Below are 22,291 nucleotides of genomic sequence, written 5' to 3'. Positions count from 1 at the left end.
GGAGGACTTTAAACAAGCGTTCTAATTGAGCCTTCATTGATGGAGATTTGGGAGGCAATCTGAATTTACAACCGAAGCAAAGAAATTCATCAAATTCAGATCAATTTAAAACACAGAACCCATCCCTCCTCCCTCCTCCCTCCTCCCTCTTCCCTCTTCCCTCCTCCCTCCTCCCTCATTTCTGAATCGTTCTCGCCAGTCCAACCTGATCGAGCAACAGAGCTAAGTCTGACTGTAATGTGGGGTTGGGTTTGCTGATGTAGGGAGTGGCTATCGCCGTCAATGCGTCATACCAGTAGCCCGATTGTGCGTAGAGCATGGCGCGATCGCGAGCAGAGTTAACTAACCGAAATTGTTTGGTTTCTTTGGCAGACAGTTGGACTCGTTGAATCCAGGCTTGATAGGTGGGATTGGTCGATCGTTCATCTTCAGAACGAATCAAAGACACTGACCAGCGATAGTCAGCATTGGGGGTGAGTTCTGGTAAGTTTTGTGGCATTTCGATTTTCGAGATTCCCGCCTGCTTGACCTGGACACGCTGCACAAAAATCGGAGTGCCCACGCCTCGTTTATACAAAGCAATTTCTACGGGCACCGTCGGAACGCTGGAGAAATACCAGAAAAAAGCAGGATGCCCAGCCGTCGTCAATGCTATGTGATCTTTGGGCACCAGCAGTTCTACTTTGACCCGTAAGGCTTCTCCACCCGTCCGTGACCCGGCTCCTTGAGTGCTGACAATCTTCCGGGTTTTGGGCAGTTGATAGCGAAAATTAGAACGAGGAGCCGCGATCGCAGCGTTTTCTTTCAAGGGCGAAGGATTAGAAGTCAGGTCGATCGCTGCTAACTCTGAAAGAGTCAACATAGAAACGGCCGTCAAAATCAAAGTCGCTAATCTAAATGGACGCATCATTTTCACAGTAGTTTGATTGAGAAGTCTGTCGATTGTCTTGTGATTTTTATACAAAAAGCTTTGCGAACATTACGGCTAACACTCAATCGTTATAGCCCAAAAAAATTATTCCCTACAGAAAATACATAGTTGAGGATGTTTATATTTACCAAAGCTTTGATCCAGTCCTCCGGAATTCATTTAAGTAAATATTCGGATACAACACAGGAGGCTTGAAGAAGACGTTGGACGTAAGGTTCGAGTTTAAGGGGTGTAGATTGAATAAAACCGACGATTGGTAGGTAGGTTGAGCCACGCAAAGTGACACGATTTCAACCGTTGGCGGGGCCTTTCCCTAGCGCTCAACCCACTCTACAAGATTCGATATTATTGAACTCTCATTTCTAACGTCTAATGTCCAATAATGTCTAACGTCCCACCTCTCGCACTCCGGTCTAACATTCCAGAGGAATTAGGTTCTAGCATGTGGGCATGATAACTACATCAAATCTTTGGCGTTCAACCTATGTGGAAGCAGTTAAGATACAAAGTCTGGCAATGGCGAATTGTGATTGCGATCGCCCCCAGTGTCGCCGGACTTGTCATGCTCATTCGATATAGCGGATCGCTGCAACCGCTAGAGTGGTGGAGCCTGGATCAATTGTTCTGTCTGCGCCCTGTAGAATCGCCAGAGTCAAGAATTGTCGTCGTTGAGGTTCAGGAAGCTGATCTGAGAAAAGTCAAAAAATGGCCCATGTCAGACACGATGCTGGCAGATTTATTAACCAAAATTAGACAACAAACCCCAGCCGCGATCGGGCTGGATCTCTACCGAGATTTGCCCGTCGAACCGGGACATCAACAGCTAAATCAAATTTTTCAAACGACCCCGAATCTGATTGGAATCAAAAAAGCAATCAGTGATGGAAAAGGAGCCGCAATCGATCCGCCACCCAAATTAAAAGAACTCGATCAAGTTGCAGCGAACGATGTCATCGTCGATTCAGATGGAAAAATTAGACGGGGAATTCTTTATCTTACGGATCAAAATGACAACAATGTGATGTCACTTCCGTTAATGCTGGCGGCCATCTATCTAGAACAGAAAAATAAACCTTTAACCGTATCTGAGCAAGAACAGATCAAATTTGGTGAAGCTGTATTACCTGCCTTTCGTGAAAATGATGGTGGCTATGTCCGATCGGACGATGGCGGCTACCAAATTTTATTAAACTATCGCGGTACTCAATCCAGCTTTTTGAGGGTTTCGATGTCAGACGTTTTGGCAAATAAAATTCCTACTAACTTACTGCGCGATCGCATTGTTCTAATTGGCCCCGTTGCCGAAAGTCTCAGAGATGTTTTTTACACACCCTACAGTAACGATCTGCGAAACATTGCCAAACTGCCTCCTCAGATGCCAGGGGTTTATTATCATGCCAATCTGACCAGCCAACTGTTGAGTACTGCCCTCGACGATCGCCCCTTGATCAAAACCTGGGACAAATCGATCGAGCTACTGTGGATTCTCGTCTGGTCGATTGTAGGAACGGCGGGTAGCTGGTTATTGCGTCCGACGGGTCAGGTTCGGCATCCGCTTCAGATTGTTGGGCGGCGATCGCTGATTCCCTTAGCGGCGGTGGGGTCGATCGGGGCGGCTTATGCAGCGTTTCTCGTGGGTTGGTGGCTGCCTTTGGTGCCGGGACTGCTGGCTTTGGGCGGTTCGACTTTGGCGGTGACGGCTTATTTTGCTCAACTCTCCGCCAGAATTCGCAGTACGTTTGGCCGCTATCTCACCGAACAGGTTGTCACCAGCTTATTAGAAACGCCGGACGGTCTAAAATTTGGCGGCGATCGTCGCAAAGTCACGATTCTCATGTCCGATATTCGCGGATTTTCGGCCATTTCTGAGCGCTGTCCGCCCGAAAAAGTCGTGCATTTTCTCAACATTTATCTCGAAGTGATGGCCGATGTGATCACCCAATACGGCGGCACGATCGATGAGTTTATCGGTGATGGAATTTTGGTAATTTTTGGGGCGCTACAGCCGTCAGAAGATGATGCCCATCGCGCGATCGCCTGCGCCATTGCAATGCAATTGGCCATGAATCAGATCAATCAACAGATCCAGTCTTTAGACATCCCTAATTTAGAAACTGGAATCGGAATCAACACAGGAGAAGTCGTCGTTGGCAACATTGGATCGATCAAGCGAGCAAAATATGGGGTCGTCGGCAGCAATGTTAATTTGACCGGGCGCATCGAGTCTTACACCGTCGGCGGTCAGATTCTGATTTCTGAATCCACACTGCACGAAGTCGGGGCGATCGTTCGCATTGATGGGCAAATTCCCATCCAGCCCAAAGGCTTTCAAGAACCAATTATGATCTACGACATCGGTGGCATTGGGGAACCGTTCAATCTATTTCTACCCAAGACAGGACAGGTTTTTCACGAACTCACCGCCCCCATTCCTATCCAGTTTTTTGTTCTCGACGGCAAACACATTTCAGGCAGTCAACGCTCTGGATGGATTACAAAACTCTCGCCCAAACAAGCAGAACTCAAAACCGAGCAGCCCATTCCCTTGCTCAGTAACCTCAAAATCACGCTCGCCGCCGCCCCCGGAGAAGACCTCTACATCAAAATTGTGGAACAAGCGATCGCCGATCAGCCCTGTTATCATGGCTACTTTACGTCCATACCCGCAGCGACGAAACAGATATTATCTACCTTCATTTCCCCATCGATTCAATAAGGCGATTTCCGATTCGTTGCTTGAATCTTCTGCCGCCCAAGCTGCTAATTCTGAGAGAGTTTTAGACCAGATTTCCGGCTCAAAGTCCCTCACTTTTAGGGGATTTAGGGGGCTGCCGAATTAATAACCGGGCGTTGCTTAATCAGGGGATGAATTGCCTCCAATGCGAAGGGGAACCCAAGGTTCAAAGTCCCCCAGAGTGGGGGATTTAGGGGGCGAAAAGATGGACACTTCTCACAGATTCATCCCTCCAATCAGCAACGCCAATAACCGCAGTGAGTAACCTCATCGAATTCACATAACGTTAAGCTCGAATCGCTATCTAGTTTGACGTTGGTTACAGAGTCGATCGTAGGCTGCTGCAAAATCTTCCTGGGTAATTTGAATCGCACTTGGATCGCTCAGTCCTTGACCTCGATAGCGACGCACTGCTTCTAGAGCTGCCTGGTTGCTCAATAGGGCTAAGTCCGCTCCATTCCAATCGTCGGTCAGGTCGGCCCAGGTGGCCAACGCTACTTCTGCCAAAGGTCGATCGTGGTTGTGAACCTGCAAGATCGCGAGACGACTCGTACGATCGGGCAAATCTACTTTTAGCTGCAAATCCAATCTTCCCGATCGCAACAAAGCCGGATCGAGCGCTTCAGGACGATTGGTTGCGCCGACTAAGAGCACATTGGGACAGTCGTGTAGTCCATCTAACTCAGTCAGCAGTTGACCCACGACGCGATCGCTCACACCCGAATCTCCCTGAAAGCTACCCCGCGCTGGAGCCAGTGTGTCAATCTCATCAACAAACACCACACAGGGAGCCGCCTGACGTGCTTTGGCAAACAGTTCTCTGACCGCTTGTTCGGATGCGCCCACCCATTTGCTCAACAGTTCGGGCCCATTGACGGCGATGAAGTTTGCTTGTGCTTGAGACGCGACGGCTTTGGCTAACAAGGTTTTTCCGGTTCCGGGCGGCCCCCAGAGTAGAATGCCTCGTGGTGCTTTTGCTTTGGTTCGATGATAGAGTTCGGGATACAGCAAGGCACCTTCGACTGATTCTTGGAGCGTTTGCTTGAGGTCATCCAGTCCGCCGATCGCATCCCACGCCACATTAGGAGATTCAACCTCGACCGATCGCAAGACAGCAGGCTTGATTTGTTTGAGCGCTTGCAGAAAATCGGCCTGAGTTACGGTTATCGTCGTTGGCACCGGGGCATTCAAAGCAGGCATCAATCGACGCAGCGCAGTGTAGGCAGCTTTTTGACAAAGTGCTTTCAAATCAGCACCCACCATACCCACCGACTGATCGGCGATCGCGCCCAACCCCACATCTCCCAGCGGCATTGTCTTTGTCAGCAGCTTGAGAATTTCCAATCGTCCTGAGCGATCGGGCACCCGAAACTGCACTTCACGATCAAATCTACCGGGACGACGCAAGGCCGGATCGAGGTGATCGGGGCGATTCGTCGCTGCCAAAACAATCACGCCCTGAGTCTGAGCAAATCCATCCATCAAGCTCAACAGTTGGGCTACGACTCGCTTTTCGACTTCGCCTTCGACTTTGGAGCGATCGGGCGCAAGGCTGTCGATTTCATCAATAAACACCAGACAGGGAGCCGATTTCACCGCTTTGTCAAACAAACTTCGCAATCGGGCTTCGGCTTCTCCGTAGTATCGACCCATAATTTCTGGGCCGACGATCGCAATATAGTTGACCTCCAAATCTTCTGCCAGCTTGCGGGCGGTCAAGGTTTTGCCTGTGCCAGGTGGGCCGACCAAAAGGACACCAGACGGCGGTTCTAGCCCCAATAGCGTCAGAAGATCCGATCGCTTGAGTGGCAGTTCGACCAGTTCTCGCAGTTCTCGCAAAACTTCAGACAATCCCCCAACCCCGGTGAGCGTGACGGCAGGAATGTCAGCTTGAGGCGGCGGCGTAATAATGACATTGCCACTAGAACTATCTGACTCATCGACCGTTTGACTCGAAGTGCGTGACGCAGTGCCAACCCTGGAAGCCTCGCCGCGAGAATGGTTAGAAACGTCTGGACTAAATGAGTTTTCGCCCCTGCCTTCGATCTCTCTGACAAAGCTTAAAAGTTCTTCAAATCCTTGATCTAGCCGTTCTTCAAGCTCTCTAAAAAGGTTATCCATAGGTTCGCACACGCCAATGCTTTTAGTATAGTTGGCAGAGTCTAGAGCGTGTTTTTGGCATGTCTGAGCCTGTCTGCCCTATCTTCAAAAGCACTCTGGACAACTTTGATGGCTTGAACCTTTAGCGACGATTTTTTTGGATAAAGCCTCAATAAGGGTTAGCTTTTAGCAACTTTCGATCGACTCCAGGACAGTCTTCAAATCCCTTCACAAGTCGTAATATTGAATGCGCTGGATTGAGAAATCAAGAGGTTTAGTCCAACGCTAGTTGCTAAAAGCTAACCGCCTAAAGTGACTCGACTATTTGGGAGCCACGCGCTCTTTGAAGGATTTGCCCGCAGAAAAAGCAGGTACACGGGTCGCAGGAATCTGCATCGTCTCGCCTGTTTTGGGATTGCGTCCTTCGCGAGCTTGGCGATCTCTGACTTCAAAGTTGCCAAAGCCTACCAGACTCACTTTGTCTCCTGTAGCAACGGTTTCCAGGATCGTGTCGAGCATTGCGCTCAAAATGGCATCCGCTTCCTTTTTGGTGACATCGGCTTTTTGCGCGATCGCATCGACTAATTCGCCCTTATTCATTGAGTTTCCTCACATAACAGACGCTAAATTGTAGTTCACGATCGTCTGGTGTGCAAGTGTACTAGAAGAAATCATCTTTTGGTCAGAGACTTAACGAGATTTTCTACAAAACACAAGACGCTGACCCGTGACTTTCGGCATAAAGTTTCTCAAACTGAGGAAGGGATCTTCTAGCTCAAGTATCCGTTTTTGGCGTTGCTGATTGGAGGGATGAATCTGTGAGAAGTGTCCATACTTTTCGCCGTTTGGCGGCTTGATCGCTTAGGTCGAGATCTCAAGCAGGGATGAATCTGTGGGAAGTGTCCATCTTTTCGCCCCCTAAATCCCCCAAAATTGGGGGACTTTGAACCTTGGGTTTCCCGCGCTTTGGGGCAATTCATCCCCTGATTCAGCAACGCCCCGTTTTTAACCAAACAGAGTTCAACCCAAAGACATTAGCCAGAGACGAAAGAATCCCTGCCTTCCCCTGATGTCCACAGCCCACAGCCCACAGTCCACAGGACAAATAGGGACAACGCTTTCGTGCACCTTCGGCTTAATTTTCTTGCCTCAATTCTCTAGCTCGTCATCTGTTGCACTAGAGCTAAGACCTGACTGCGACTCAGCTTTTCAGATCCATGCAGCATTGCGTCGAGGGTGGCGTGACCCAGCGCGAGAATGATTTGACAAAAATCCATTGCAGGGCTACCCAAAACCAGCGAAGCAGTGTAGGCATCGGCTAACTGAATGTTGCGACGGGCATAAGCTTGCAGATCATCGCTCGTCCAGCCGTCTGGGTAAAAATCAACGCCGCGCGTCAAGTCTTCACTGTGGTTACGAAGAATGTTGACCGCCTGCAACCCTCGACCAAAGCCGATCGCTTCAACTCGATCGGTCTTCGTGCCGTCATACCAGGCCCACAGATCCGAGAGCAGCAGACCCACCGAACCCGCTACGCTAAAAGTATAGCGATCGAGATCCTGTTCGGTTTGAATTCTCCAGTTGCAGTCGGCCCAGTGCGCCATGCGATCGGACATTGCAGCGGTAGCTTCCCAGATGCGCGGCGCAATCGAGTTGGGAGCCAGGGTTGCCCATTCTCCAATTCTCAGCGACACCTCTGGCAAGCGATCGACCGATTCACCAAACGCAGATTTGAACGCATCTTCTCCAAATCCGTCGATTCCTGACTGCAAAGTGAGACTAATTTCCCGTAAAATTTTGGCTTTAGTCGCATTTTCAAGCAGGGGATCGTCTTCAATTTCATCGATCGCCCGCATACATAAATAAGCAGATGCAACGGCTTCTTGAAGACCTGAAGGCAAACGACTGATGGGAATAAAAAAAGTCCGACTGGTCTCTTTCAGAATCTCTAAAGCGTCTTTACGTGGGTTCATGCTGTGTTCACTCCTCTCTCGAAACCTTTATAGCAGGTTGTGATCTAAAAATGGCGATTACGCTAGAAAGCACCGTTCTTAACTGACTTAAAGCAACTGGTTTCGATCGCACAATTTTCACTATTTTTGTCATGAATTATTGGTTAATGAAATCTGAACCCAATGTCTATGGGATCGCTGACCTCAAGCGCGATCGTCAAACGATTTGGGATGGAGTCCGCAATTATCAAGCGCGAAATTTTTTGCGATCAATGCAGTCTGGAGATCTGGTCTTCTTTTACCACTCCAACACGCTGCCTCCGGGGATTGCAGGTGTGATGAAAGTCATCAAATCAGAGGTTGCTGACCCAACGCAGTTTGATCCTGATAGTCCTTATTACGACGCAAAATCAACGCAAGATTCTCCCCGATGGCAAACCGTTTGTGTGGAATTTGTCGAAGAATTGCCCGATTTAGTTTCTTTAGAAATGCTGCGATCTACGTTCACCTCAGATGAATTGCTCGTCGTGCGTCAGGGCAATCGACTTTCCGTAATGCCAGTTCCTGAAGCGGTAGCTAAAAAGATTCTGACGATCCTGCCTGAGTAAATGCCTTGGGTGCCTGAACCTCCTCATTTTCTGTAGGTTGGTGTTGAGCAGAGCGAAACCCAACAAAAGCCTTTCTGCACCCAAAGCGAAAGAATGGTTACTCACCCTCACCGAAATTGCTCGATCGTCTCTTGTGTCCAGAGATCAAGAGATGGAGTCGATCGACAAATCGACAAATCGATCTGTTTTACAGAAGCCCAAGGCAACGCTTAACACTTCATCTGTTTTTGTAACCGCTAAGATAGAATTGTTAAGGCTTCTTTACTGTGTTCGCTTCATCTGCGTTTTTATAAAGAAGACCCCAACCCTATTGCAGACTTCCCTAATCCTTTTCGCAGGAACCTTCCTATGACTCTCCCGATTCGCAACGTTGCGATTATTGCCCACGTTGACCACGGTAAAACAACTCTCGTCGATGCACTGCTCAAGCAAGCTGGCACGTTCCGCGAAGGGGAAGCCGTTCCGGACTGCGTGATGGACTCTAATGATCTCGAGCGGGAGCGAGGCATTACCATTTTGTCCAAAAATACGGCTGTCCGCTACAAAGAGACGCTGATTAATATTGTCGATACGCCCGGACACGCTGACTTTGGCGGAGAAGTAGAGCGCGTGTTGGGCATGGTAGATGGCTGTTTGCTGATCGTCGATGCCAACGAAGGCCCGATGCCTCAGACCCGCTTTGTGTTGAAGAAAGCGCTAGAGAAAGGGCTGCGCCCGATCGTCTTCGTCAACAAAATCGATCGCCCGCGTGCCGATCCCCACGTCGCCGTTGATAAGGTGCTGGATCTCTTTCTAGAACTGGGGGCTGATGACGATCAGTGCGAGTTTCCTTACCTGTTTGGGTCGGGTTTGTCGGGGTTTGCCAAAGACACCCTCGAAGAAGAATCGCCCGACATGAAGCCGCTGTTTGAGGCGATTTTGCGCCACGTTCCGCCACCTGTGGGCGATCCTGAAAAGCCGTTGCAGCTTCAAGTTACGACGCTCGACTACTCAGATTATCTGGGTCGGATTGTGATCGGCAAGATCCACAACGGCACAATTCGCATGGGTCAGCAGGCTGCGATCGTCACAGAAACAGGGGCGATCGTCAAGTCCAAAATTTCTAAACTGATGGGCTTTGAAGGTCTCAAGCGGATCGAAATCGCAGAAGCCACAGCGGGAAATCTGGTTGCGGTGGCTGGGTTTGCTAATGCCAACATCGGTGAAACGATTACTGATCCCAACGATCCGCAAGCGCTGCCCTTGATCAAAGTAGACGAACCGACCCTACAAATGACCTTCTCGGTCAACGATTCCCCCTTTGCAGGTCAGGAAGGCGATTTTGTCACCTCAAGACAGCTACGCGATCGTCTCTTCCGCGAACTCGAAACTAACGTGGCTTTGAGAATTGAGGAAACCGATTCTCCTGACAAACTCGCCGTTTCAGGGCGGGGCGAACTTCACCTGGGCATCTTGATCGAAACCATGCGCCGAGAAGGGTATGAGTTTCAGGTGTCTCAGCCGCAAGTCATCTTCCGCGAAGTCAGCGGTCAGCCTTGCGAACCTTACGAAACCCTCGTCTTAGACGTACCCGAAGAAGCGGTGGGCGGCTGTATTGAGCGCCTGGGTCAGCGCAAAGGTGAAATGCAAGACATGCAGGTGGGCGCGAATTCTCGCACTCAGTTGGAGTTTGTAATCCCGGCACGGGGGCTGATTGGCTTCCGGGGTGAGTTTATGCGGATGACTCGCGGTGAAGGCATCATGAACCACAGCTTCCTTGATTACCGTCCGCTCAGTGGCGATATCGAAACTCGTCGCAATGGCGTGATGACCTCCTTTGAGGAAGGCGTGGCCACCTTCTACTCCATGCAGAATGCGGAAGATCGCGGCGTGTTCTTTATCCGTCCAGGTGCCAAGGTTTACAAAGGCATGATCGTCGGCGAACACAATCGCCCTCAAGATCTGGAGCTAAACGTCTGCAAAACCAAACAGCTAACCAACCACCGCGCCTCTGGGGGCGAAGAATTGGTGCAGTTGAAAGAACCGATCGACATGAGTCTAGAACGCGCTCTAGAATACATCGGCGGTGATGAACTGCTCGAAGTCACACCTGCCTCGATCCGGTTGAGAAAGATCGCCAAAGCCAAAAAGCTGGCGAAAAAATAGCTGAGCAGGGCGATACTCAAACCGCCTCTTGCCTCAAAAACTCAAAAGGGACAGATTCAGCAAGCTCGCGATCTGTCCCTTCTTTTGTTGTTTGTTGTCTTGTGTTGTTTGTTGCTCGGTGTCTGAATTTATTCCAGCCGCTACACCGGATTGTATTCTCGTGCCGTCGGGTCAAACTCGCGATTGGACGATCGTCCCGGATCGTACCCTTCATTTCGCACACGTCGGCGCAGATCTCCCGCATCTGGCGAGGCTTTGACCGCATCGTCGGGGCTGATCCGACCCAACAGGATCAGTTCACACAGGGCTTGATTCATCACCTGCATTCCTTCATTGGTATCGGTCTCCATGAGTTGGAAGGCATCGGTTTCTAAACCTTTGAGCAGATAATCTTGCATCGCGGGCGTGTTGAGCAAGATCTCGTGGACTGCCGTCCGTCTGCCGTCTGTGGTAGGCAACAACTGCTGCGAAACCACCGAGATTAGCGATTCTAGAATCTGAGTCCGCATGGCGGCCTGTTCGTCAGGGTTGTAGATGTTGAGTAGACGATTGACCGTCCCGATCGCGCTCTTGGTGTGTAGGGTTCCCAAAACCAGGTGCCCGGTCTGAGCGGCTTTGAGCGCCGTATCGACGGTAATTCTGTCCCGCATTTCCCCGATTAGAATCACGTCAGGATCTTCCCGCAGTACAGCTCGTAGCGCCTGGTGAAACTCGTGAGTGTGTAGTCCGACTTCTCGCTGACTGATCAGACACTTATTAGAAGCGTGAACGTACTCAATCGGATCTTCGATCGTCACAATATGCCGACTGTCTGACTCGTTGAGTTCTCGAATCATCGCGGCGATCGAGGTCGATTTTCCTGATCCAGTCGGGCCCGTGACCAAAATCAAACCCTGGGGATAGGTAACCAGATGTTTGAGAACGGGGGGCAACCCCAACCCATCGATCGACGGCACATCCAGAGAAATCAGACGCAGCACGATCGCCCCACCTGTTAGCGTCTCAAAGCAGTTGACCCGACAGCGCAGAAACCCTGGATAGTAAATCGCGGTATCCAATTCTTGTTCAGTTTCAAACCGTCTACGCTGCTCAGGGTTGAGAATTTCCTCTAGATATCGCTTAAACAATTCTGGGCTGACAGATGCCTGCTCGCCGACGCGCGTAATTTGCCCCCGTACCCGAAATCGAGGCGGCTCACCCACGCGGATGTGAATGTCAGAAGCTTGTCGAGAATGGGCCTCTTTAACCATTTGCTCGATCGTCAAAATTCCCCCGATCGGTTTGGCTCTAGGTGTTCCTAACTGCACGGGAGGCGGTGGCGGCGGAACAGAATCAGCCTGGGATCGAGGGGAAGGAACGCCCTGCATTGGCATATCTCTTTTCGCTTTCTCGTCTAAAGGGTTGGAGTTGGTCATAATAAATCAGGCGGGTTCCAGTAAAGTAAGCTCCTGACCGGACTAGTTTGAGCGTCCACAAATTTTATCGGACAACTCAAAGATTTTCTAGCTTTTGCGAATGTACCTAAAATTCTATCGGCTATAAATCCTGTCACTCATGTTTTTTACGATTATTGTCTATTCAGGGGCAAGATAAAGCCTGAAACGAGAGAAATTTAAGAAGATTTGTGACTATCTCTTGAGTATTTTGTGAATATTTTATGAAGACTCTTTGAATAAATTGAGAATGAGCTTGCAAACTCGATTCGCACACTGGCTAGAAACTCACTGGTTGACCCCTGCCTATAGCGGTTGGGTGCTGGGTGGGTTGGCTTTGTTCTTTTTTATGGCGGCGACAAATACGCTGGCGGGCTGGCTGTATGTAATCAGTGGGGTGACGGTGGCGCTGTTGGCGATCGCAGCCTTCCTCTCGGCCCAAAATCTGCGGGGCATTCAGATTGTGCGTCGTCCAATCTATCCGGTTAGCGCGGGAGACGACCTGACGATCGAGTTGTTGATTCAAAACACAGCCGCCAAGCCCAAAAGCCTGCTGCAAATTCACGATTTGATTCCTCATGTATTGGGAGAACCAGTCAGCAAAGTGATCGAGACGGTAAATGTCGAAAATCCGCAGTATTGGGTCTATCAGCAGCCCACGCAGCGACGCGGAGTTTATCACTGGCAAACGGTTCAGGTGCGATCGGCGGCTCCGTTGGGGCTATTTTGGGGGCGACGCAGCCAGACGGTGAAGGCAACGGCGATCGTGTATCCAACTGTCTTACCGCTAACGCGCTGCCCGCTCGTGGATGAAATCGGTCGAGAATCGAGTTTGCAAATTAACAGCGATCGTCGCGCTCAGACTGCGAGTGAAGGATTGACGCGATCGCTGCGTCCCTATCGCTGGGGTGACTCGACTCGTCTAATTCATTGGCGCACCAGTGCCCGCTATGGAGAACTGCGAATTCGCGAACTCGAACGCTTTACCGGAGGTCAAGAAGTCATCGTCTGTCTGGACAGCGGAGCCACCTGGGAGCACGAAGCGTTTGAATCGGCCGTCATCGCGGCTGCCTCACTCTACTTCTATGCCGCTCACCAAAATTTCAACATTCGTCTCTGGACAGCCGCCACAGGTCTAATTCAAGGCGAACAGCGGGTTTTGGAAACTCTGGCGGCCACCGATGCAGGCGAAGAAAATTTGCGGGGCGATCTGCCAACCTTGCCGCTCATTTGGCTGACCCAAAATCCGCTCAGTCTGGATGGGTTGCCCCAAGGGAGCCGCTGGGTACTGTGGCAGTCAGCGTTAAAAGAAAAAGCTTTGGCTCCTGGTATTTTGATTCGAGACGATCGCTCCCTTCAATCTCAGCTTCAAGACGCGCTCGATCGCTTCTAAGGAATGCGAATTCGATAAAACTTCTTCGCTGCGGTGATCACTCTGGGCAGCCCCCTAAATCCCCCAAAATTGGGGGACTTTGATAGAGAAAAAGTTCCAGAGTTCAAAGATACGCTGATCCAAAGTCCCCCAGAATGGGGGATTTAGGGGGCGAATTCTTCTACAACGAAGCGAAAAAACTCCATCGAATTCACGTCAAAAACAAAACACAGCTTCCTGGCTTCATATCCGCTAATGTGAAGACACCCTTCAAGTTAGAGAGGCGACGCTCTAGCCTACAATCTTTGTGGTAGTAGCATGGACTCTGACTCTTTCTCCGAATTCTCTCAGCTTGATTCTTCTCAATTGGCTTCTGGAGATGCTTCGGAATTGTCTGCACGCTTTGCGATCGTCGGCATCGGCGCTTCGGCAGGCGGTTTAGAAGCCTTTAGTGAGTTGCTGAGTCACTTGCCAACCGACACAGGCATGGGATTTGTGCTGATCCAACATTTAGCGCCTTATCAAAAGAGCCTGCTCACTGAGCTTTTGACCAAAACGACCTCGATGCCTGTGAGTGAGGCGCAAGACGGCACGATCGTTGCACCCAATCAGGTTTATATTATTCCGCCCAATACTAAGATGACGCTGGTAGAAGGGGCACTGAGACTGATGCCGCGTGAAAAAATTCGGGGGACTTATCTTCCGGTTGACGCTTTTTTTACATCATTGGCCCTGGATCGAGGACACACTGCGATCGCGGTCGTTTTGTCGGGTGGCGATGGAGATGGATCGGTGGGCATTGACGCAATCAAAGCAGCAGGCGGCGTGACGTTTGCTCAATGTGAAGGAACGGCGAAAAACGAAAGTATGCCGAATACCGCCGTCGCCACTGGGCATGTCGATTTTGTGATGACTCCGAGCGCGATCGCCGCAGAACTGGCCAACCTCAGCCGTCACCCCTTTGTCTCGGCTCCGCCTCAAACGGTGGCTTCTTTGCCAGATAGTGAAGGTGCGCTGTCTACCTTGTTTGGGCTGCTGCGATCGCTTATGGGCGTTGACTTTACGCACTACAAACCCAAGACGCTCGATCGCCGGATTCAGCGACGAATGCTGGTTTATAAATTGGAACGGCTAGAGGATTATGTCCAATATTTGCAAGACAACCCTACTGAAGTCGAGGCGCTCTATCGAGAAATTTTGATTCATGTGACGCATTTTTTTCGTGACCCCGAAGCCTTTGAAGCGCTCAAAAAGCAAGTGTTTCCGGTGATTACGCGACACAAAGCTGACTCCCCGATTCGGATCTGGATACCCGGCTGCTCGACGGGTGAAGAAGTCTACTCGATCGTCATCTGCCTTTTAGAATTTTTGCAGGATGCCGGGATCAATCCTCAAATTCAGATTTTTGCAACGGATATTAGTCAAGGGGCGATCGATACGGCTCGATCGGGCGTTTATCGCGAGAGTCAGATGGCGGATGTCTCACCAGAGCGGCGCAGCAAGTTCTTTTTTGAGGTCGAAGGTGGCTATCAGATCAGTAAGCTTGTCAGAGAACGGTGTATTTTTGCCAGACAAGATTTGAGCCGTGACCCGCCGTTTTCTCACCTCGACTTGATTAGCTGTCGCAACGTGCTGATTTATCTGGGCGAGACGCTGCAAAAGCAGGTGATTCCCATCTTTCATCATGGACTCAGGACAAATGGCTTTTTGCTGCTGGGCACGTCTGAGAGTATTGGTCAGTTTTCTGATTTGTTTGGGCTAGAGAATCGCAAGTACAAAATTTATTCTAAAAAGCTGACAGCGACTCGCCCCAGTTTTTCGTTTGTCACGAGCAAGTATCCCATGATCAAAGACACTGCCCATCAGCCGATCGGTGATCGATCGATCGATCGATCGATCACCGATCGCGCCATTTGACCTGCTCAAAGAAGCCGATCGAATTACTTTAGAACGGTTTGCTCCGAGCGGAGTCTTGATCAATTCCAAGTTAGAGGTTTTACAGATTCGAGGAGAAACCAGCCGCTATCTCAGATTTGCCCCCGGAAAAGCCAGCCTAAATTTGCTCAAAATGGTGCGAGAAGGGCTGGTTGTCGGGCTGCAAGCCGCCATTTATCAAGCCAAAAGTCAGAATGCTCCCGCTCAAAAAAACGGACTACAAATTGACGCTGATGCAGATTCCGGCTTGGTCAATCTTGAGGTGATTCCTTTTAGAGCGCCGATCGCCGATGAACCTTATTTTCTCGTGCTATTTCAACCCGTTGCACCTGCGATCGCACCCTTGATCATCGATTCTCCACAATTAGAACAGACAGACTCAGAGCGAGAAGTGATCCAGCTTCGACAAGCCCTGGAAATCGCTAATCAGGAGCGCACGATCGCCCAGGAATATCTGCAAGCGATCGTTCAGGAGCATGAAAATGTCAATCAAGACTTGAGCATCGCCAACGAGGAAATTTTGTCGAGCAATGAGGAGTTGCAAAGCACTAATGAGGAGCTTGAGACAGCAAAAGAAGAGATTCAAGCGACCAATGAGGAACTCAATACCACCAACGAAGAGCTTCGCAGCCGCAATCTGGCCCTTTATCAAGTCAACAACGATCTGACAAATCTGCTGGCTGGAATCAATATTCCGATCGTCATGCTCGAAAGCGATCTGCGAATTCGGCGCTTTACCCCGATGGCTCAGAGCCTTTTTAATCTAATTGCCACTGACATTGGGCGACCCTTTAGTGACATTCGACCCAATCTTGATCTTCCCAACTTAGAACGATCGATCGTCGAGGTGATTGAGACGCTCACTGTCCAGGAGTTTGAATTGCAAACCCAGGATGGACACTGGTATAACTTGCGAATTCGCCCATACCGCACGATCGAAAATCAAATTGATGGCGCAGTCTTGATTTTGATCGATATTAATGACCTCAAACGTAGCGCAGCCATCCTGAAAGCTGCCCGAAATGTCGCTGAAGCTGCAAACCAAGCAAAAGATGATTTTTTGTCTACCGTCTCTCACGAACTCCGCAACCCACTGAACGCCATCCTAGGCTACGTTCAATTGCTCAAACTTCGTAGACTCAACGAAGAAAAAATTACCCATGCTTTGGATGTGATCGAACGCAGTGCCCGATCGCAATCTCAACTAATCGAAAGTTTGATCGATACCGCCCGCATTACAAGTGGCAAGATCAAGTTGGAGACTCGACCCCTCAATCTGAATTTGCTGATAGACACGGCGATCGCCACCATTCAGCTCTCTGCTGAGGAAAAAAATATTCAGATTACGTCTCGCCTCGCTCCAGTTACGGTGATGGGAGATGTCGATCGCTTAAATCAAGTGCTGGGCAATTTGCTGCAAAATGCGATTAAGTTCACCCCTTCAGGCGGCCGAGTCGAAGTCACGCTAGACACTATAGAGACGCAAGCTCAGATTCGAGTCATCGACACGGGGCGCGGCATTGCGGCGGATGCTTTACCTCATATCTTTGAGCGGTTTCGGCAGGGAGCATCTGACACTACAATCAGTCAAGGGTTGGGATTAGGATTGGCGATCGTTCGTCATCTCGTCGAGCTTCATCAGGGCACTGTTTGGGCAGAAAGTCCGGGAGAAGGGCAAGGCACCACTCTATTCGTCAATCTGCCTTTATTGCTGAGTGGCGCGAATTTATTAACCTAAAATTCTCTAAATGTGCTTGGTCAGTTGATTTTGGCTTCGTTTCAATGGGTTGCAGCCCCCTAAATCCTCCAAATTTGGGGACTTTGAAGCTCGAACCCGTTTTGAATTCCAGAATTTTTTTGATCTCAAAGTCCCCCAGAATGGGGGATTTAGGGGGCGAAGTAGCTTGGCGATAAACGATCTTATTTAATTTGCGATCCTGAGTGACCCATGAGCGACATACCTGAAGAGTTTTGGCAAGGGGTTGAACAGTTTAATCAGGGCGAGTTTTATGCTTGTCACGACACCCTAGAAGCCATCTGGATCGAAGCCCCTCCCTTAGAGAAAAATTTTTACCAGGGAATTCTCCAGATCGCGGTCGCCCTCTACCACCTAGGTAACCAAAACTGGCATGGGGCAGTCATTTTATTGGGAGAAGGTGCCAATCGACTGTGCAAATATCCAGAAGACCATGCCGGGATCGATGTTGGAGATCTGGTCGATCGATCTGTCGAACTGTTGTCAGCCTTGCAACTAGCCGGAAGCAACTGCGTTCAAGATATTGTATTGACACCTTCTTTTGACGCGGATTCTGATCACGAATCGCAGAAAGTCTTCCTTCGTCAGCCAACAATCCAGAAGCTTGGGCGATCGGCTGTAGAGTGACTTGATACAGTAGAGCAACTTCTCAATCTGTCGCACGTCATGTATGGGAGTCGATCTCCTTGAGATACCCGTAAGGGCTCGTCTGCCAAAAACTGCATCTGTCGCGCTCAGGTAAGAGTGATTAACCTGCTGATAGTGATATATTCGAGACGATTCGCCAAGTTTACGCCGCTTTCTATCCTCTGCTTGCTGTAGCCATCATGACATTCTTACCCGTCTTCCGCTTCTCATTTCAGCGCTTGGCCCTGCTGCTGTCTGCAACGTTGATGATTGGGTCTGCTGTGGTCGATCGGGCTGCTGATGCCGTTCCTACTCGCCCCGGCTCGGCCGTTGCTCAAGCGGCTGCACCTTCTCAACCCTTGACGCTGCGGGCCAATAGCACCGTGGCCAATGCCAAAACTGGAGTCGTCGTCGCCAGAGGAAACGTCCAGATCAACTATCCGTCTCGCCAGATTCAAGCTACGGCCGCCCAGGCTGTCTTTTTTAGCAAAGAAAATCGAATTGTCTTGACTGGAAATGTCTACGTGCTGCAACAGGGCAACAGTTTGCGGGGTGAAACGATTACCTACCTGGTCAATGAGGGGCGATTTGAGGCGCTGCCAGACTCCAACAAGCAGGTCGAAGCGATTTATCTGGTTCAAGATGTGCCGCCTGTGCCCCCCGCTGCCCCGTCTGCTGCTGCCCCCACCGCTCCTCCACCCGCCGCCGCCGCTCCTTTTGACTCAAAGCCACAGTTTCAGACACCCGCTTCTACCAAGCGCTAGAATCTTTTAATTAAGAGAAAATTGTCACTCAGGAATGAATGGAGCCACGGAGACATCCCAGACTCCCGGTTGGGCTATTTGAAGGAGCGAGTTTGTGAGGATTGTACTAGAGAATATTCATAAGTCGTATGGGCCACGGGCGATCGTCAATCGAGTCAGCCTCTCGGTCTCGCAAGGAGAAATCGTCGGACTGCTTGGGCCCAACGGAGCCGGAAAAACCACGACCTTCTATATCACCACAGGTTTAGAAAAACCAGACAGCGGACGGGTTTGGCTCAACGATCGTGAGATTACCGCTCTGCCCATTAACCAGCGAGCAAAATTGGGGATCGGCTATCTGGCGCAAGAGGCAAGCATTTTTCGATATCTCACTGTTCAGGAAAACATTCAATTAGTGCTGGAGCAGACCAACGTCCCTCAATGGCAATGGAACGATCGCCTCAGCAGTCTGCTCAAAGAATTTCGGCTCGAAAAAGTCGCTTCTACACTAGGGATTCAAGTCTCCGGAGGAGAACGTCGCCGCACAGAATTAGCCAGAGCGTTAGCATCAGGAGTTGAAGGCCCAAAATTTCTGCTGCTCGATGAACCCTTTGCCGGAGTTGACCCGATCGCTGTCGCCGAAATCCAAGAAATCGTCGCTCAACTGCGCGATCGCCAAATGGGAATTCTGATCACCGATCACAATGTTAGAGAAACGCTGGCTATCACCGATCGAGCCTACATCATGCGCGACGGTCAAATCCTTGCCTCTGGCAACGCCGAAGAACTCTACAACAACCCCTTAGTCAGACAATATTACCTCGGAGACAACTTCCAACCCTGACCACTCCTCACTCCTCACTTCCCCGCCCATGTCGCCAGGACTATCTCAGCAAAATTCATTTCGTCCCGTACGGCGGCTGTTGGGGTTGTCGGTACTCGATCGCTATATCGCCAGTCAGCTTACGTCTCCTTTTTTGTTTGGAGTTGCGGCATTTTCTTCGATTTTGGTGTCGGTTGGGGCGCTATTTGATCTGATTCGCAAAGTAACCGAAGCGGGACTGCCTTTCTCACTGGCCTTCCGGGTGTTTTTGCTGAGGATGCCCTATTTCGTCAGTTTGGCGTTTCCGATGGCGACTTTGTTGGCGACGTTGATGGTGTATAGCCGACTTTCGACTGACAGTGAGTTGATTGCGCTGCGGAGTGCGGGGATCAGTGTCTATCGATTGATCGCGCCGACTATCGTGCTGAGTCTTTTCGTCACTGCCTTGACCTTTAGCTTTAACGAAGCGATCGTGCCCGCCGCGAACTATCAAGCGTCTTTGACGCTCGATCGGGCCCTCAACCAAGAACAACCCGAATTCAAAGAGCGCAAAAATATTCTCGTTCAGCAGTTTCGTAAACCCAGAGCGGCAGACGGCGAAACCGAGCAGGTTCTCGATCGCATCTTTTACGCACGACGGTTTGATGGTCGTCAGATGAAAGGCTTAACGGTACTGGATTTTTCTCAAAACGGGTTAAACCAAATTGTCGCCGCCGAGTCAGCCGCCTGGAATCCCGTCAAGAATCTGTGGGACTTTGCCAACGGTACGATCTACATCATTGACCCCAACGGTTCTTATCGCAACATTCTCAAGTTTGAGCGTCAACAGATTCAACTCCCCCGCACACCGCTCGATCTAGCAAACCGCAAACAAGACTCTGCCGAGATGAATATTGCAGAGCTACGCAATTCGTTGGATATCGTAACCCAGAGCGGTGATGAGAAAGAGTCTCAAAAGGTGCGGCTTCGTATCAACCAGAAGCTGGCTTTTCCGTTTGTGTGTCTGGTATTTGGTCTGACGGGGGCGACTCTGGGAACCAGTCCTCAACGCAGAAGCGGCAGGGGTACAAGTTTTGCAATTAGTGTGATTATTATCTTCACCTACTATCTGCTGTCTTTTATCTGCGATTCTTTGGGGCTGCTACAAGTGCTATCTCCCTACGTGGCTGCTTGGTTGCCCACAGCTCTGGGACTGACCGCAGCGGGATTTTTGCTGTTTCGGGCTGCCCGGTAAAGCTTGTCCAAAGTAGGTTGAATCAACAGCTAAAAGTAGCCTCTCAAACTGCGTCCTTCAGAGCTTCTACCCCCAAGCGGCCAATTCTGGGGGACTTTAGGAGAGGACTTTTGGTTCAAAGCTCCCTACTCTTGTTAGATCTGATCATTCTACCAAGAGGGAAATTCCGCCATGCGTAATCCCAAATCAGCGGTTACTTGCTACAGATCCTCGCTCCTACAATCCTCCAGAATGGGGGATTTTGACTAAGTTTGACTGATCAATTGGTTGCAACTTATTTTCAACCTGGTATAACAACTGGTCTAATACCAAGTTGATCTTTCATTATCAATTTGTTAAGGCTACAGATCCTTCGCCCCCTAAATCCCCCAAAAATGCGGGACTTTGAGCCGTCGTCATGGCTTTGAACTTTGGAAATCTTTCCTTTGTCAAAGTCTCCCAGCATGGGGAATTTAGGGGGCGAAAAGATGGACACTTCCCACAGCACAGATTCATCTCTTTAATTAGCAACGCCTTTGCGCGTGATCTGCTGCATTGCTCTTCACGATCCAACGCTACCAATCGAATCGATCGCCCCCTGGAAATCGGGCATTGCTAAATCACGTGTGCCCCCAATGCGAAGGGAAACCAACGATTCAAAGTCCGCCAGAATGGAGGGTTAGGGGGCGTTCCCGGATCTGCAACCGCAGCGAAAGATTCTGTCGAATTCACGTCTCGTTAAACCAGTTCCAATCACATTCCTCATCCCTGACAAATCGCCTGGAACTTCTGAGGTACAATAGGCTCCACTCAGGGTCAATTTGATCGCCTTCCCCATGCAAACCGTTCAGCTTGACGATCGCTCTCCGATCGCCCTCCTGCGTTCTCCCCAGACCATTCGCGATCGCTGTGGCATCTTGTTCACACTGGCACAATCCGATCAGTTGCAGCATTTTCGCTGTGATTTGACGCAGTTAGATCGGGTAGCTGACTACGTGTTACAGGTGACAAAAGAACAGTATCCTGACCTAAAAATTCCCTTTCACAGCCGTTGGCGACACTTTGAAGTTGGAGATATTTCACGGGTAGACAGACTCGATCGCACTCTAGAAAATCTGTCCAAACTCGAAAAAGCCAAAGCAAAATTCGATCTTGTCATTCCCAGTGTGCTACTAGATGCGGGAGCAGGTGATCGCTGGCACTATTTTGAATCAGACACCGGGCAAGTCTGGGGACGATCAGAAGGATTAGCCATTGCCAGCTTTCATCTCTTTTGTCAGGGCGCATTCTCCAGCAATCCAGACAACCTTTATCAAACCGATGCCACAGCCCTCCAACAGGTGACCGCCAAATCTCTCGCGATCGGGTTTCAAGCAACGACCGAAAATCCATTAGTTGGGCTAGAAGGGCGATCGCAACTCCTGCAAAAATTAGGTCAAACCCTACAAAACGCTCCTGAATTGTTTGGTCAAGAAGCGCGTCCTGGAAATCTGGTGGATTATCTGCTGGAGCGATCGCCCTCAGGCAAGCTATCCGCCACCACAGTTTTGAGTGCCATTCTGCAAGGACTGAGCGAAATCTGGCCCGGACGAATTACCCTCTCAGGAGTCAACCTGGGCGATGTCTGGCACCATTCCGCCCTGCCCAATTTAGACCCCTCCAGCCAGCTAGTCCCCTTTCACAAACTTTCTCAGTGGCTCACCTATTCTCTACTAGAACCTCTACAGGAACTCGGCCTAGAAATCATCGGCCTCAACCAAATGACCGGGCTACCCGAATACCGCAACGGCGGCTTGTGTCTCGACCTGGGACTCCTACAAGTCAAAAATGACGAAATCTGGCACCAGCGACATGCCCCCAGTTCAGAAATCATCATCGAATGGCGTGCCCTAACGGTCTGCCTCCTCGACCAGATCGCC

At 50.2% G+C, this 22,291-nt stretch carries 16 protein-coding genes; 11 read left to right on the top strand and 5 right to left on the bottom strand.

The features are described 5' to 3' along the window. Positions 1-175: 175 nt before the first annotated feature. Positions 176-862 (bottom strand): DUF928 domain-containing protein, encoded by a 687-nt coding sequence (locus ACJ2PR_RS09770; RefSeq protein ID WP_446876864.1) that lies wholly within the window; start codon positions 860-862, stop codon positions 176-178. Positions 863-1,415: 553 nt separating this feature from the next. On the opposite strand from ACJ2PR_RS09770, the gene ACJ2PR_RS09765 reads away from it, so the two are divergent. Beyond that, entirely contained in the window at positions 1,416-3,647 is a 2,232-nt protein-coding gene (locus ACJ2PR_RS09765) for a CHASE2 domain-containing protein (protein ID WP_446876863.1), read from the top strand. A gap of 318 nt (positions 3,648-3,965) precedes the next feature. On the opposite strand, the gene ACJ2PR_RS09760 is transcribed toward ACJ2PR_RS09765, so the two are convergent. From ACJ2PR_RS09760 to ACJ2PR_RS09750, 3 genes are all read right to left on the bottom strand, one after another. Then, a complete protein-coding gene (locus ACJ2PR_RS09760; protein ID WP_446876862.1) occupies positions 3,966-5,786 on the bottom strand; it encodes an AAA family ATPase in 1,821 nt (606 codons plus the stop codon). A 300-nt stretch (positions 5,787-6,086) separates the two neighbouring features. Next, positions 6,087-6,365, bottom strand: a complete 279-nt coding sequence (locus tag ACJ2PR_RS09755; RefSeq protein ID WP_446859312.1) for an HU family DNA-binding protein — start codon at positions 6,363-6,365, stop codon at positions 6,087-6,089. A gap of 557 nt (positions 6,366-6,922) precedes the next feature. Next, a complete protein-coding gene (locus ACJ2PR_RS09750; protein ID WP_446876861.1) occupies positions 6,923-7,738 on the bottom strand; it encodes a squalene/phytoene synthase family protein in 816 nt (271 codons plus the stop codon). A 131-nt stretch (positions 7,739-7,869) separates the two neighbouring features. Between ACJ2PR_RS09750 and ACJ2PR_RS09745 the strand changes: the two genes are divergently transcribed. Together ACJ2PR_RS09745 and typA are read left to right on the top strand one after the other, a co-directional pair. Beyond that, positions 7,870-8,325, top strand: a complete 456-nt coding sequence (locus ACJ2PR_RS09745) for an EVE domain-containing protein (protein ID WP_446876860.1) — start codon at positions 7,870-7,872, stop codon at positions 8,323-8,325. Between the two features lie 348 nt (positions 8,326-8,673). Continuing rightward, positions 8,674-10,470, top strand: a complete 1,797-nt coding sequence (typA, locus tag ACJ2PR_RS09740) for a translational GTPase TypA (protein WP_446859316.1) — start codon at positions 8,674-8,676, stop codon at positions 10,468-10,470. 140 nt (positions 10,471-10,610) lie between these two features. Here typA and ACJ2PR_RS09735 read toward each other — a convergent pair whose 3' ends face one another. Further along, positions 10,611-11,885 (bottom strand): type IV pilus twitching motility protein PilT, encoded by a 1,275-nt coding sequence (locus tag ACJ2PR_RS09735; RefSeq protein ID WP_446859317.1) that lies wholly within the window; start codon positions 11,883-11,885, stop codon positions 10,611-10,613. 268 nt (positions 11,886-12,153) lie between these two features. On the opposite strand from ACJ2PR_RS09735, the gene ACJ2PR_RS09730 reads away from it, so the two are divergent. From ACJ2PR_RS09730 to ACJ2PR_RS09695, 8 genes are all read left to right on the top strand, one after another. Continuing rightward, positions 12,154-13,296 carry a DUF58 domain-containing protein gene (locus tag ACJ2PR_RS09730; RefSeq protein WP_446871580.1) on the top strand — a complete coding sequence of 381 codons (1,143 nt, stop codon included), beginning with the start codon at positions 12,154-12,156 and terminating at the stop codon, positions 13,294-13,296. 369 nt (positions 13,297-13,665) lie between these two features. Next, positions 13,666-15,192 (top strand): chemotaxis protein CheB, encoded by a 1,527-nt coding sequence (locus ACJ2PR_RS09725; RefSeq protein WP_446876859.1) that lies wholly within the window; start codon positions 13,666-13,668, stop codon positions 15,190-15,192. Next, complete coding sequence (locus ACJ2PR_RS09720) at positions 15,149-16,948, top strand: ATP-binding protein (protein ID WP_446876858.1); 1,800 nt, start codon at positions 15,149-15,151, stop codon at positions 16,946-16,948. Before ACJ2PR_RS09725 ends, ACJ2PR_RS09720 begins: the two co-directional genes overlap by 44 nt. A gap of 210 nt (positions 16,949-17,158) precedes the next feature. Beyond that, positions 17,159-17,593 carry a DUF309 domain-containing protein gene (locus ACJ2PR_RS09715; protein WP_446876857.1) on the top strand — a complete coding sequence of 145 codons (435 nt, stop codon included), beginning with the start codon at positions 17,159-17,161 and terminating at the stop codon, positions 17,591-17,593. 200 nt (positions 17,594-17,793) lie between these two features. Further along, positions 17,794-18,357 carry an LptA/OstA family protein gene (locus ACJ2PR_RS09710; protein ID WP_446859322.1) on the top strand — a complete coding sequence of 188 codons (564 nt, stop codon included), beginning with the start codon at positions 17,794-17,796 and terminating at the stop codon, positions 18,355-18,357. 94 nt (positions 18,358-18,451) lie between these two features. Further along, positions 18,452-19,180: an LPS export ABC transporter ATP-binding protein gene (gene lptB / locus ACJ2PR_RS09705; RefSeq protein WP_446859323.1), complete on the top strand. Its 729-nt coding sequence runs from the start codon at positions 18,452-18,454 to the stop codon at positions 19,178-19,180. A 28-nt stretch (positions 19,181-19,208) separates the two neighbouring features. Continuing rightward, the gene (locus ACJ2PR_RS09700) at positions 19,209-20,393 is read left to right on the top strand and encodes an LptF/LptG family permease (RefSeq protein ID WP_446859324.1); all 1,185 of its coding nucleotides are present in this window, start codon (positions 19,209-19,211) and stop codon (positions 20,391-20,393) included. 815 nt (positions 20,394-21,208) lie between these two features. Beyond that, the coding region (locus ACJ2PR_RS09695; RefSeq protein WP_446876856.1) for a DUF1688 family protein at positions 21,209-22,291 on the top strand (1,083 nt) is incomplete at its 3' end.

This window comes from Phormidesmis sp. 146-33, from assembly GCF_052939515.1.
The sequence above is the reverse complement of the archived record's forward strand: the minus strand, read 5'-3'. Positions and strand labels throughout refer to the sequence as shown.

What these genes read in the sequence shown, in the direction of transcription:
- ACJ2PR_RS09770 (WP_446876864.1), bottom strand. Translation starts at nt 862, where the DNA reads ATGTTGACTCTTTCAGAGTTAGCAGCGATCGACCTGACTTCTAATCCT.
- ACJ2PR_RS09765 (WP_446876863.1), top strand. Translation starts at nt 1,416, where the DNA reads ATGTGGAAGCAGTTAAGATACAAAGTCTGGCAATGGCGAATTGTGATT.
- ACJ2PR_RS09760 (WP_446876862.1), bottom strand. Translation starts at nt 5,786, where the DNA reads ATGGATAACCTTTTTAGAGAGCTTGAAGAACGGCTAGATCAAGGATTT.
- ACJ2PR_RS09755 (WP_446859312.1), bottom strand. Translation starts at nt 6,365, where the DNA reads ATGAATAAGGGCGAATTAGTCGATGCGATCGCGCAAAAAGCCGATGTC.
- ACJ2PR_RS09750 (WP_446876861.1), bottom strand. Translation starts at nt 7,738, where the DNA reads ATGAACCCACGTAAAGACGCTTTAGAGATTCTGAAAGAGACCAGTCGG.
- ACJ2PR_RS09745 (WP_446876860.1), top strand. Translation starts at nt 7,870, where the DNA reads ATGAATTATTGGTTAATGAAATCTGAACCCAATGTCTATGGGATCGCT.
- typA (WP_446859316.1), top strand. Translation starts at nt 8,674, where the DNA reads ATGACTCTCCCGATTCGCAACGTTGCGATTATTGCCCACGTTGACCAC.
- ACJ2PR_RS09735 (WP_446859317.1), bottom strand. Translation starts at nt 11,885, where the DNA reads ATGACCAACTCCAACCCTTTAGACGAGAAAGCGAAAAGAGATATGCCA.
- ACJ2PR_RS09730 (WP_446871580.1), top strand. Translation starts at nt 12,154, where the DNA reads ATGAGCTTGCAAACTCGATTCGCACACTGGCTAGAAACTCACTGGTTG.
- ACJ2PR_RS09715 (WP_446876857.1), top strand. Translation starts at nt 17,159, where the DNA reads ATGAGCGACATACCTGAAGAGTTTTGGCAAGGGGTTGAACAGTTTAAT.
- ACJ2PR_RS09710 (WP_446859322.1), top strand. Translation starts at nt 17,794, where the DNA reads ATGACATTCTTACCCGTCTTCCGCTTCTCATTTCAGCGCTTGGCCCTG.
- ACJ2PR_RS09700 (WP_446859324.1), top strand. Translation starts at nt 19,209, where the DNA reads ATGTCGCCAGGACTATCTCAGCAAAATTCATTTCGTCCCGTACGGCGG.